Annotated in this window: 11 protein-coding genes and 1 pseudogene; 7 read left to right on the top strand and 5 right to left on the bottom strand. The window is 72.9% G+C overall.

Annotated elements, in window-relative coordinates; translation table 11 throughout:
- The first annotated feature begins 99 nt into the window (after positions 1-99).
- From FRZ03_RS21240 to FRZ03_RS21225, 4 genes are all read left to right on the top strand, one after another.
- Positions 100-1,536, top strand: a complete 1,437-nt coding sequence (locus FRZ03_RS21240; RefSeq protein WP_146466736.1) for an MFS transporter — start codon at positions 100-102, stop codon at positions 1,534-1,536.
- 151 nt (positions 1,537-1,687) lie between these two features.
- On the top strand, positions 1,688-3,484 hold the full coding sequence (locus tag FRZ03_RS21235) for a DEAD/DEAH box helicase (RefSeq protein ID WP_146466735.1): 1,797 nt from the start codon (positions 1,688-1,690) through the stop codon (positions 3,482-3,484).
- Positions 3,485-3,793: 309 nt separating this feature from the next.
- Complete coding sequence (locus tag FRZ03_RS21230) at positions 3,794-4,435, top strand: IclR family transcriptional regulator (protein WP_070022713.1); 642 nt, start codon at positions 3,794-3,796, stop codon at positions 4,433-4,435.
- Positions 4,436-4,489: 54 nt separating this feature from the next.
- Positions 4,490-5,281 carry a S16 family serine protease gene (locus FRZ03_RS21225; protein WP_146466734.1) on the top strand — a complete coding sequence of 264 codons (792 nt, stop codon included), beginning with the start codon at positions 4,490-4,492 and terminating at the stop codon, positions 5,279-5,281.
- A gap of 23 nt (positions 5,282-5,304) precedes the next feature.
- On the opposite strand, the gene FRZ03_RS21220 is transcribed toward FRZ03_RS21225, so the two are convergent.
- From FRZ03_RS21220 to FRZ03_RS21210, 3 genes are all read right to left on the bottom strand, one after another.
- Positions 5,305-5,493, bottom strand: a complete 189-nt coding sequence (locus FRZ03_RS21220) for a hypothetical protein (protein ID WP_146466773.1) — start codon at positions 5,491-5,493, stop codon at positions 5,305-5,307.
- 55 nt (positions 5,494-5,548) lie between these two features.
- Positions 5,549-6,133 (bottom strand): ArsR/SmtB family transcription factor, encoded by a 585-nt coding sequence (locus FRZ03_RS21215; RefSeq protein ID WP_146466733.1) that lies wholly within the window; start codon positions 6,131-6,133, stop codon positions 5,549-5,551.
- An 88-nt stretch (positions 6,134-6,221) separates the two neighbouring features.
- Positions 6,222-6,689 carry an Lrp/AsnC family transcriptional regulator gene (locus FRZ03_RS21210; protein ID WP_146466732.1) on the bottom strand — a complete coding sequence of 156 codons (468 nt, stop codon included), beginning with the start codon at positions 6,687-6,689 and terminating at the stop codon, positions 6,222-6,224.
- Positions 6,690-6,811: 122 nt separating this feature from the next.
- Between FRZ03_RS21210 and hppD the strand changes: the two genes are divergently transcribed.
- Positions 6,812-7,960: a 4-hydroxyphenylpyruvate dioxygenase gene (hppD, locus tag FRZ03_RS21205; protein ID WP_146466731.1), complete on the top strand. Its 1,149-nt coding sequence runs from the start codon at positions 6,812-6,814 to the stop codon at positions 7,958-7,960.
- A gap of 54 nt (positions 7,961-8,014) precedes the next feature.
- Here the strand turns inward: hppD and FRZ03_RS21200 are convergent, their stop codons facing one another.
- Entirely contained in the window at positions 8,015-9,505 is a 1,491-nt protein-coding gene (locus tag FRZ03_RS21200) for a tetratricopeptide repeat protein (RefSeq protein ID WP_146466730.1), read from the bottom strand.
- A 92-nt stretch (positions 9,506-9,597) separates the two neighbouring features.
- Between FRZ03_RS21200 and FRZ03_RS21195 the strand changes: the two genes are divergently transcribed.
- Positions 9,598-11,013 (top strand): FAD-binding oxidoreductase, encoded by a 1,416-nt coding sequence (locus tag FRZ03_RS21195; RefSeq protein WP_146466729.1) that lies wholly within the window; start codon positions 9,598-9,600, stop codon positions 11,011-11,013.
- A gap of 31 nt (positions 11,014-11,044) precedes the next feature.
- Here FRZ03_RS21195 and FRZ03_RS21190 read toward each other — a convergent pair whose 3' ends face one another.
- Complete coding sequence (locus FRZ03_RS21190; protein ID WP_146466728.1) at positions 11,045-11,458, bottom strand: SsgA family sporulation/cell division regulator; 414 nt, start codon at positions 11,456-11,458, stop codon at positions 11,045-11,047.
- A 244-nt stretch (positions 11,459-11,702) separates the two neighbouring features.
- Between FRZ03_RS21190 and FRZ03_RS41425 the strand changes: the two are divergent.
- Positions 11,703-11,897: pseudogene (locus FRZ03_RS41425) on the top strand (DUF2510 domain-containing protein); the annotation flags it as partial.
- Between the last annotated feature and the right edge of the window lie 128 nt (positions 11,898-12,025).

The following is a 12,025-nucleotide window of genomic DNA, read 5'->3' as shown; positions in this document are numbered from 1 at the left end:
CCGTTCACGGGAGCGGTGGGGGACCAGGACCAAGGTCGTAGCGGGAGGTGGGACCACCGACAGGGGTCAATGTCGGTAGCGGGCCTTACCCTGACGGGCATGAGTGTCCTGGGATCCCGTGCCGCCGATGCCGTGGTGGAGGAAGACGTCGAGCCGGACGGCGGTGTGCTCGGCCGGGCCTACCGGGCGCTGAGTATCGGCATCGTCTCCGTCGTCCTGCTGATCGCCTTCGAGGCGACCGCCGTGGGGACCGCGATGCCCGTCGCCGCCCGCGAGCTGCACGGCGTGGCGCTGTACGCGTTCGCGTTCTCCGGGTACTTCACCACCAGCCTCTTCGGCATGGTCCTCGCCGGCCAGTGGGCCGACCGGCGCGGACCGCTCGGGGCGCTGACCAGCGGGATCGGGGCCTTCGCGGTGGGGCTGGTGATAGCCGGCACCGCGCAGACGATGTGGGTGTTCATCCTGGGGCGCGCCGTCCAGGGGCTGGGCGGCGGACTGGTCATCGTCGCGCTGTACGTCGTCGTCGGCCGCGCCTACCCCGAGCGGCTGCGCCCCGCGATCATGGCGGCGTTCGCGGCGAGCTGGGTCGTGCCCTCCGTCGTCGGCCCCCTCGCCTCCGGTGCCGTCACCGAGCAGCTCGGCTGGCGCTGGGTGTTCCTCGGCATCCCGGTCCTCGTGGTGCTCCCGCTGGCCCTCGCCCTGCCCCAGATACGCCGCCGGGCGTCCGGGCCGGTCGACGCGGAGGCGGGTGCCGCCGGCATCGACCGGCGGCGTATCCGGCTCGCCCTCGGCATCTCCCTCGGCGCCGGTCTCCTCCAGTACGCCGCCCAGGACCTGCGCCCCCTCTCCCTCGTGCCCGGCGCGGCCGGCGTCGCGCTGCTGGTGCCCGCCGTCCTCGGCCTGCTGCCGCGCGGCACCTGCCGGGCCGCCCGCGGCCTGCCCGCCGTCGTCCTGCTGCGCGGGCTGTCCGCCGGGTCCTTCATCGCGGCGGAGTCCTTCGTGCCGCTGATGCTGGTCACCCAGCGCGGGCTGTCGCCGACGCTCGCCGGGTTCTCGCTGGCCGCGGGCGGCGGCACCTGGGCGCTGGGCTCCTGGGTGCAGTCCCGGCCGCGCCTGGCGCCCTACCGGGAACGCCTGATGACCGGCGGGATGCTGCTGGTCACCTGCGCGCTGCTGGCCGCGCCGAGCGTGCTGTGGCACTCCGTGCCCGCGTGGACCGTGGCCGTCGCCTGGGCCTTCGGCTGCTTCGGCATGGGCCTGGTGATCTCCTCCACCAGCGTGCTGCTGCTGCGCCTGTCCGCCCCCGAGCAGGCCGGCGCCAACTCCGCCGCGCTCCAGATCTCCGACGGCCTGTCCAACGCCCTGCTGCTCGCCGCCACCGGCGCCGCCTTCGCCGCCCTCGGCGGCGGCACGTCCGCGACCACGACGTCCACCTCCTCCCACCCCGCCGCCTTCGCCGCCGTGTTCCTGCCGATGGCGGTGGTGGCCCTCGCCGGGGCCTGGGTGACGACGCGGACACGGACGGAGACGCCCTGACAGCGCGCGGCCGCAGACGCCGGAGCGCGCCCGCTGTGACGTGAGTCCCACCCTGGGAGGACCCGGCCTCGTTCGGCGCCGGAGGGGCGCGCGGCGCCGGTAGGGTGGCCCGGTTGTCATACGTAGCCGACTGACCTTGACCCCGGAGACCGTGACTACCACCGCTTCCTCCACCACGTCCCACCACCTTTCCCCCGCCTTCCCGGGCCGTGCGCCCTGGGGCACCGCCAGCAAGCTGCGTGCCTGGCAGCAGGGGGCGATGGAGAAGTACATCCAGGAGCAGCCGCGTGACTTCCTCGCCGTCGCCACGCCCGGCGCCGGCAAGACCACCTTCGCGTTGACGCTGGCCTCATGGCTGCTCCACCACCACGTGGTGCAGCAGGTGACCGTGGTCGCGCCCACCGAGCACCTGAAGAAGCAGTGGGCCGAGGCGGCGGCGCGGGTGGGGATCAAGCTGGACCCCGAGTACAGCGCCGGTCCGCTGGGCCGCGAGTACGACGGGGTCGCCGTCACCTACGCCGGTGTCGGTGTCCGCCCCATGCTGCACCGCAACCGCGCCGAGCAGCGCAAGACGCTGGTGATCCTGGACGAGATCCACCACGCCGGCGACTCCAAGTCCTGGGGCGAGGCCTGCCTGGAGGCGTTCGAGCCGGCCACCCGGCGGCTCGCGCTGACCGGTACGCCGTTCCGCTCCGACACCAACCCGATCCCCTTCGTGACGTACGAGGAGGACAACGCGGGCATCCGGCGCTCCGCCGCCGACTACACCTACGGGTACGGCTCCGCGCTCGCCGACGGCGTCGTCCGGCCGGTCATCTTCCTCTCCTACAGCGGCAACATGCGCTGGCGCACCAAGGCCGGTGACGAGATCGCCGCGCGGCTCGGCGAGCCGATGACCAAGGACGCCGTCAGCCAGGCCTGGCGGACCGCGCTCGACCCGCGCGGCGAGTGGATGCCCAGCGTGCTGCGCGCCGCCGACCAGCGGCTCACCGAGGTCCGCAAGGCCATCCCGGACGCCGGCGCCCTCGTCATCGCCTCCGACCAGGACTCCGCCCGCGCCTACGCCAAGCTGATCCGCGAGATCACCGGTACCAAGGCCACGCTGGTCCTGTCCGACGACGCCGGCGCCTCCCAGCGCATCGACGAGTTCAGCGCGAGCGAGGACCGCTGGATGGTCGCGGTGCGCATGGTGTCCGAGGGCGTCGACGTGCCCCGCCTCGCGGTCGGCGTGTACGCCACCACCATCTCCACCCCGCTCTTCTTCGCGCAGGCCGTCGGCCGTTTCGTACGGTCCCGCAGGCGCGGCGAGACCGCCTCCGTCTTCCTGCCGACCGTCCCCGACCTGCTCACCTTCGCCAACGAGATGGAGGTGGAGCGCGACCACGCCCTCGACAAGCCGAAGAAGGAGGGCGAGGAGGACCCGTACGCCGAGTCCGAGAAGGAGATGGAGGAGGCGAACAAGGAGCAGGACGAGGACACCGGCGAGCAGGAGCAGTTCGCCTTCGAGGCGCTGGAGTCCGAGGCCGTCTTCGACCGGGTGCTCTACGACGGTGCCGAGTTCGGCATGCAGGCCCACCCGGGCAGCGAGGAGGAGCAGGACTACCTCGGCATCCCCGGGCTGCTGGAGCCGGAGCAGGTGCAGCTGCTGCTGCAGAAGCGGCAGGCCCGGCAGATCGCGCACAGCAAGAAGAAGCCGGACACCGAGGCGGACCTGCTGGAGCTGCCGGCCGAGCGGCGCCCGGTGGTCAGCCACAAGGAGATGATGGAGCTGCGCAAGCGGCTCAACACCTTGGTCGGCGCGTACGTCCACCAGAGCGGCAAGCCGCACGGGGTGATCCACACCGAGCTGCGCCGGGTGTGCGGCGGGCCGCCGAGCGCGGAGGCCACGGCGGGACAGCTCAAGCAGCGCATCGCCAAGGTGCAGGAGTGGGCGACGCGGATGCGGTAGCCGGTGGGGCCTCGGGGCGGGCCGGTTCTATGCTGCCGTACGTAAAGGGACGAATACCCTCAGTCCGCCTGCGGTCCTGACCGGATTCTGGACCAAGACTTCCGCTCAGCGAACCCCCTTCGCTACTGTCCCGCTACGCATACGCCCCGTGGCAGCGCCGCCGCGGAGCGCAGCCGTGAAAGCGACAGGGTCCGGAGCCGCCGGGCCGTCCTGCCGATCGGCGGCCTCTGGAGCGCGTCGCCGACGGGACTCGGTGACGCATTGTCCGCTCGGGGGCCCGCCGACCTCACCGCCGAAGGAGTGGGGGTCGTGACCGCGGAGACCTCTCAGACGCTCGACCGGGGACTGCGGGTCCTCAAGCTGCTGGCCGACACCGACCACGGGCTGACCGTCACCGAGCTGTCCAACAAACTGGGCGTGAACCGGACCGTGGTGTACCGGCTGCTCGCCACGCTGGAGCAGCACGCTCTCGTACGACGCGACCTCGGCGGCCGCGCCCGGGTCGGGCTCGGGGTGCTGCGGCTCGGGCGGCAGGTGCACCCGCTGGTACGGGAGGCCGCGCTGCCGGCGCTGCGCTCGCTGGCCGAGGACATAGGGGCCACGGCGCACCTGACCCTGGTCGACGGCACGGAGGCGCTGGCCGTGGCCGTGGTCGAGCCGTCCTGGACCGACTACCACGTGGCCTACCGCGCGGGCTTCCGGCATCCGCTGGACCGCGGTGCCGCGGGCCGGGCCATCCTCGCGGCCCGCCGCGCCCCCTCCGCCGAGCCCTCGTGCACCCTGACCCGGGGTGAGCTGGAGACGGGGGCGTGCGGGGCGGCGGCACCTCTGGTGGGGGTGACCGGGGTGGAGGGCAGCGTCGGCGTCGTCATGCTCGCGGACTCGGTCCCGGAGCGGGTGGGTCCCCGGGTGGTGGACGCGGCGCGGGAGGTGGCGGAGGCGCTGCGGTGAACGCCCCGGTGGCCACGGCGCCGCCGCGCACACCACGTCACGTAAATTGAACCCGTGCTCTCACGTCTCACGCGCCGCCAAGCCCTCACCGTGTGCGCCCTCCCCATCGCCGCGCTGTTCGCCACGGCGGTGTTCGCGCCGCTGCCGTTCTCCGTGGCGCAGCCCGGGATGACGGCGAACGTGCTCGGGGCGAACAAGGGCACCCAGGTGATCACGGTCGACGGCGCGCGGGCGCGCAGGCCGAGCGGTCAGCTGCGGATGGTCACCATCGTGGCGACCGGCCCCGACGCCCGTGTCTCCCTCGGCGATGTGATCGGCAACTGGTTCCGCACCGACCGTGCCGTGATGCCCCGCGACGCCGTCTATCCGACCGGCGACACCCTCAAGGAGATCGAGCAGCACAACACGGCCCAGATGCGGCAGTCGCAGGACGCGGCGACCAGCGCGGCGCTGAAGTACCTGGGCCTGAGCCCGGACAAGGTCAGGGTCACCCTGAAGCTCGCCGACGTGGGCGGCCCGAGCGCGGGCCTGCTGTTCACCCTGGGGATCATCGACAAGCTGCACGGCGACGGGCACGGCGGCGATCTCACCGGCGGCCGCACCATCGCCGGTACCGGCACGATCGACGCGGACGGCCGGGTCGGCGCGGTCGGCGGCGTGGCCCTGAAGACGCAGGCCGCCCGGCGGGACGGCGCCACCGTCTTCCTGGTGCCGAAGGCCGAGTGCGCCGACGCGAAGGCCGAACTGCCCAAGGGACTGCGGCTGGTCCCGGTGACCACGCTGAAGAGCGCGGTCGACTCCCTGGTCTCGCTGGAGAAGGGGACGGGCTCGGTTCCGAGCTGCTAGAAGTGCCGCCTCGGACGGCTCCCCTAGCGTGCGAACGCGGGTGCGGTCGGGCGGGGCGTGGTGGCGAGGCGCAGGCCCAGTTCTACCAGGCTCCAGCCGACGCGGGTGCGCAGTGCGGTCGGCGGGTTCAGGGCGGTGGCGGCGTGGTGGGCGGCGGCCCGGGCGCGGAGGTCGGCGCGGTGGTGCCGGGCGAGCTGGACGGTGATCTCCATGGCGTTGCCTCTCACTTCGGGTTGGCTGACTCGGGGCGGGCCGCTCGGGGCCGGGTCACTTCGAGGAGAGCGGGAACAGGTGCGTGTGGACGCGTACCTGCTCCGCCCCGGGGGTGTCCGGGTCGGGGACGCGGTTGCGGTAGCCGTCCACCAACTGGTGCAGTTTCTCGATGAGTTCGGCGGCGAGTTCCGGCGTGAGCCGCAGGGACATGTCGCTCATGTCGGTGGCGCGGGACCAGGCCGCGGACCACTGGTCGCGGGTGCCGAGCCAGGTGGTCAGCTCCCGGGTGTGCCGTGCCGCGGCCTCCTGGAGGAAGACCTCCGCGAGGCCCCGCACCTCGGGGCTCGCGTTCTCGAAGTCCGCGCTGTCGTACGTCAGCCCCCGGTCCACCGCCCGCCACCACCGCTCCCGCCCCTTGCCGCGCTCGGGGGCGTCCTCGACGAAGCCGTGGTCGGCCAGTTGGCGCAGGTGGTAACTGGTCGCCCCGCTGGACTCGCCCAGGCGTTCGCCCAGTTGGGACGCCGTGGCCGGGCCGTGCAGGCGCAGGGCCTCCAGCAGCTGCATCCGCAGGGGGTGGGCGAGCCCGCGCAGCGAGCGGGCGTCCAGTCGGCGCGGTGTGGGTACCTCGGGCTCCGTCATGCATGCAAAGGTAGCGTTGCAAACCCTCCTTTGCAACGTCTTCTTTGCATCAAGTTCCGGGCGTCAACTCCCGGCCGACAGCCCCCCGTTACTCCTCCGCCGCCTGCTCCACCAGCGGGATGATCCGCAGGGGCACCGGGTTCTCCATCACGATCGCCGTGGAGGCCCGGACGATGCCCTCGAAGCCGACGACCCGGTCGATCACCCGCTGGAGATCGGCGTTGGAACGGGCGACCAGGCGGCAGAGCATGTCGCCGCTGCCCGTGGTGGTCAGCAGCTCCAGCACCTCGGGCACCGTCGCCAGGTAGGCGCGCACGTCCGCCCCCTGTCCCTGCCGGATCTGGAGCGTGGCGAAGGCGGTGACCGGATAGCCGAGGGCCGCCGGGTCCACCTGGGGGCCGAAGCCGCGGATGACGCCGTTGGCCTGGAGCCGGTCGAGGCGGGCCTGCACGGTCCCCCGGGCGACCCCGAGCCGCCGGGACATCTCCAGCACGCCGACGCGCGGCTCCCGCGCCAGCAGCACGATGATGCGCCCGTCAAGATGATCGATCGCCACAGCCCCTCCCGGGGTGGTCAGCCTGTACAGAAAGTCCGGCCGATGGGCCGTTCCGCCTAACAGATTGCCCAGTGAATACGCGAACTATTGCGCACCTTGCAGAGTCCGGTCACCCTTCCGCTATGACGCAGACCACACAGCACACTCCCGACACGACCGCCCGGCAGGACGACCCCTTCCCGGTCAAGGGAATGGACGCGGTCGTCTTCGCCGTGGGCAACGCCAAGCAGGCGGCGCACTACTACTCCTCCGCCTTCGGCATGAAGCTGGTCGCCTACTCCGGACCGGAGAACGGCAGCCGCGAGACCGCCAGTTACGTCCTGGAGAACGGCTCCGCCCGGTTCGTCTTCACCTCGGTGATCAAGCAGAGCAGCGACTGGGGCCGCTTCATCGAGCAGCACGTGGCCGAGCACGGCGACGGCGTCATCGACCTGGCCATCGAGGTCCCGGACGCCCGCGCCGCGTACGAGTACGCCGTCGCGCAGGGCGCGCGCTCGATCGACGAGCCGTACGAGGTCAAGGACGAGCACGGCACCGTGGTGCTCGCCGCCATCGCCACCTACGGCGAGACCCGCCACACCCTGGTGGAGCGCTCCGGCTACGACGGCCCCTACCTCCCCGGTTTCGTGGCCGCCGAGCCGATCGTCGCGCAGCCCGAGCACCGCACCTTCCAGGCGATCGACCACTGCGTCGGCAACGTGGAACTCGGCAGGATGAACGAGTGGGTCGGGTTCTACAACAAGGTCATGGGCTTCACGAACATGAAGGAGTTCGTGGGCGACGACATCGCCACCGAGTACAGCGCGCTGATGTCGAAGGTCGTCGCGGACGGCACCCTGAAGGTGAAGTTCCCGCTCAACGAGCCCGCGATCGCCAAGAAGAAGTCCCAGATCGACGAGTACCTGGAGTTCTACGGCGGTCCCGGCGTCCAGCACATCGCGCTGAACACCAACGACATCGTGCAGACCGTCCGCACCATGCGTGCGGCCGGCGTCGAGTTCCTGAACACCCCGGACTCGTACTACGACACCCTCGGCGAGTGGGCCGGCGAGACCCGTGTGCCGGTGGAGACCCTGCGCGAGCTGAAGATCCTCGTCGACCGCGACGAGGACGGCTACCTGCTGCAGATCTTCACCAAGCCGGTCCAGGACCGGCCGACCGTGTTCTTCGAGCTGATCGAGCGGCACGGCTCGATGGGCTTCGGCAAGGGCAACTTCAAGGCCCTGTTCGAGGCGATCGAGCGCGAGCAGGCCAAGCGCGGCAACCTCTGAGCCACTCCCGAGAAGCGGGGCCCGGCACCCCACACGCCGGGCCCCGCCCCCGTCTCACCCCGGCACGTCCACGTCCTGCGGTTCGCCCAGCGACTCCAGCGCCGCCCTCGCCTGCGGGGCCCACAGGGGCGAGAAGGACGGGTTGATGCGCAGCGCCTCCTGGAGGCTGCGACGCGCGGGCCCCTCCAGCTCCAGCGCGGCCTCGATCGCACCCCGGTGGTAGGCGTACAGCGCGCTGCGCAGGCCGCCGCCCTTCGTGCCGTCCGTCGCGGTCGTGGCGTACTCCAGTGCCTCGTCGTCCTCGCCGACCCGGTGCAGTGCCCAGCCGAGCGCGTCGGCCACCTCGATCCCGGGCTGGCGTTCGTACTCGGCGCGCAGCCGTTCCACGGCGTCCGCCGCGTCCCCGTGGTCGGCCTCGTACCGGCCGAGCACCAGCTCGTCGTCGACCCCGCCCGCGGCCTCCCGCTTCGCCAGCTCCGCCACCTGGTCGTAACTCCGCCGGGCCTCCCCGGCCTGGCCCAGCGACTCGTACAGCTCGCCCAGCTCCAGGGCGTCGCGCGGGTCGGCCCGGCGGGCGAGGGCCGTCCGGTACGCGGTCACCGCCTCCGCCGGCCGTCCCAGCGCCGCCAGCGCGCGCGCCCGGCCGGACGGTGCCGCCTGCTCGTCGGCGTCCAGCCGCAGCGCCTCGTCGTAGTGGCGCAGCGCGTCCTGCATGTCGCCGCGCTCGAACGCCAGCTGTCCGAGCCGGGACAGACAGGCGGCCTGCTGGGCGGGGGAGCGGGCGGCGGCCGCCGCGTCGCTCAGCTGGGCCACCGCGTCCTCGCGCCAGCCCCGGCTCCGGTAGACCGCCGCGGCCTGCGCCATCACGGCGGGCCGTTCGGCCGGCGCGGGCTTCAGCGCCATCAGCTTCTCCAGGGCGGTGCCGACGGATTCGTAGTCGCCGAGCCCGTTGTACGCGTCGATCAGCGGCGCGTACGAGCTCCACCGCTTCGGCGCCAGCTCCTGCGCCTGCTCGCCGTATCGTTTCGCCTCCGGGAAGTCCCGGCGCGCCAGGGCCAGCGCGGCCATCCCGTCCAGCGCCTGGAGGTTCCGCTCCTCGTCCACCACCTGGAGCGAGGTCTGCAAGGCCCGCTCGGCCCTCGGGAAGTCCGCCGTCCGGTCCGTACGCAGGCCCCGTTCGACGTACGCCGTGCCCAGCACCGCCCACGCCCTCGCGTCCTGTGGCTGCGCCCGCACCCGCTGCTCCTGCTCCCCGATGAGCGCCGTCAGGGCGGGCAGCGCGGCCGGCACCCCGGAGGTCACCGCGGCCAGCGCCTGCGTCGCCAGCGCCGGGGCGCGCACCTGCGCCGGGTGGGCCCGCGGCCCCGCGGCGGGCGGACTCGCGGCCCCGGACCGCAGTCCTGGCCACACCGCCAGCACCGCGCCCGCGACCAGCCCGCCGGTCAGCGCGGTCACCAGCACCCGCCGCAGCAGTCGCCGGGAACGGCGCGGCGTGGACGGCTCGCTCATCAGGGACGTACCCGGCTCGCTCACTCGGTTGTCCATGGCGCTCACTGTGCGTCAGTACGACAAGAAGATCGCGCCGGGTGAGGCAGGAGGCTGACGGGGTTCACACCGATGGCTGTGAGTGCGAACCTGTGATCATGAGCCGCATCGAAGCGCACCGCGAGGGAGCGGGCGCAGCAACCGGTAGCCTCACCGACCGGCTCCTGGCCGGCCTGCCCGCCGAGGCCGTCCTGACCGACCCGGACGTCACGGCCTCCTACGCCCACGACATGGCCGGCTTCTGCCCCGCCGGGGCCCCGGCCGTCGTGGTCCTGCCGCGCACCGTGGAGCAGGTGCAGCACGTCATGCGCACCGCCACCGAACTGCGCGTCCCCGTCGTCCCGCAGGGCGCCCGCAGCGGCCTGTCCGGCGCCGCCAACGCCTCGGACGGCTGCATCGTGCTGTCCCTCGTCAGGATGGACCGCATCCTGGAGATCAATCCCGTCGACCGGGTCGCCGTGGTCGAACCGGGCGTGATCAACGCGACCCTCTCCCGGGCCGTCGAGGAACACGGCCTGTACTACCCGCCGGACCCCTCCAGCTGGGAGATGTGCACCATCGGCGGCAACATCGGCACCGGCTCCGGCGGCCTGTGCTGTGTGAAGTACGGGGTGACCGCCGAGTACGTCCTCGGCCTGGACGTCGTCCTCGCCGACGGCCGCCTGCTGTCCACCGGCCGCCGCACCGCCAAGGGCGTCGCCGGCTACGACCTCACCCGGCTGTTCGTCGGCTCCGAGGGCTCCCTCGGCATCGTCGTCCGCGCGGTCCTCGCCCTCAAGCCCAAGCCGCCCGGACAGCTCGTGCTGGCCGCCGAGTTCCCCTCCGCCGCGGCCGCCTGCGAGGCCGTCTGCCACATCATGGAGCGCGGTCACCTGCCCTCCCTGCTCGAACTGATGGACCGTACGACGGTCAGGGCGGTCAACGCGATGGCCCGCATGGGCCTGCCGGAGACCACCGAGGCGCTGCTGCTCGCCGCCTTCGACACCCCCGACCCGGCCACCGACCTCGCCGCCGTCGGCGCCCTGTGCGAGGCGGCCGGCGCCACCCAGGTGGTCCCGGCCGAGGACGCGGCCGAGTCCGAGATGCTGCTCCAGGCCCGGCGGCTCTCGCTGCCCGCGCTGGAGGCGGTCAAGGGCACCACGATGATCGACGACGTGTGCGTCCCGCGCTCGAAGCTCGGCGCCATGCTGGAGGGCATCGAGCGGATCGCCGCCGAGTACGGCCTGACGATCGGCGTCTGCGCGCACGCGGGCGACGGCAACACCCACCCCACCGTCTGCTTCGACGCCCAGGACGAGGACGAGTCCCGGCGGGCCCGCGAGTCCTTCGACGAGATCATGGCCCTCGGTCTGGAACTCGGCGGCACCATCACCGGCGAACACGGCGTCGGAGTGCTGAAGAAGGAGTGGCTGGCGCGGGAACTCGGGTCCGTCGGAGTGGAGATGCAGCGGGGCGTCAAGGCCGTGTTCGACCCGCTCGGCATCCTCAACCCCGGCAAGATCTTCTGACGCCGCCCGGCCCCCGGCGCCGGGGACCGGGTCACCGGGCGAGCAGCTGGTCGAGCGCGTCGTCGATGCCGAGCTGCCCGCCCTCCGTCCCCGGCGGGACCGCGCGCAGCGTCCGCTCCAGCCAGGCCGACACCTGCGGGGTCGGCGCCTCCAGCAGCGCGTCCCCGTCGGGCGAACTCAGCGCCATCAGCACCACGCTGCGCCCGTCCGCCTTCGTCGGCCACACCCGCACGTCCCCGTGCCCGCACGGCCGGAACACCCCCTCCACCAGCAGCTCGCGGGCGAACGTCCAGTGCACCGGGTGCTCGGAGTTGATGTGGAAGACGATGTGGACGGCGTACGGGTCGTCGCCCCGGTAGACGAGCAGGGCCGGTACCGGGATGCTCCGCTCGGGCGACAGGATCAGCTTGAGTTCGAGTTCCCGCTCCACCACCGTGTGCTGCATGACCTGGGTCTCCTTGTCTGTCGGGGACGTGCGCGGGACCGCGGGGGCGGGCCCGTACCAGGGGAGAGGCGGCGGCGGCACGGGCATTACGCGGGTTCGGAGGAATTTTTTTCTCCCCGGCGCACCGGGCGCGCCCGGCGTTGCCCGGAAGGAGTGGGTCCTGCGGGACTGGCGGTGGCCGATGCCCGCGTCTGATAGATGTGGGAGGCCCATCCCACCCACGAGCAGATACGGGACGACGGACATGAGCGCCCCAACTCCGGCCCCAGGTGACGACAGGCCCCGCGAGGGCTACTACCCGGACCCGTCCATCCCCGGCTACGTCCGGTACTGGAACGGCACCGCCTGGGTGCCCGGCACCAGCCGCCCCGCCCCCAAGGACGGCGAACCGCTCAGCCCGCCGCCCGGCGTCCCCCCCGCCGTGGCGCAGCCGGGCCCCCCGCCCCCCCGCCGCCGAAGGGCGGGCCCGTCCCCTCCACGGCCGGGGTGACGCCCGGCGGCGGGCGGAGCGGTGCGCCGGCCCTGGGGGCGGGGCGGCGGGGGCCGGGCCCCCCCGCTGTGCCGGTC

This window comes from Streptomyces misionensis, assembly GCF_007896895.1.
Lineage (GTDB): Bacteria > Actinomycetota > Actinomycetes > Streptomycetales > Streptomycetaceae > Streptomyces > Streptomyces misionensis_A.
This window is presented reverse-complemented; position numbering and strand designations above follow the sequence as displayed.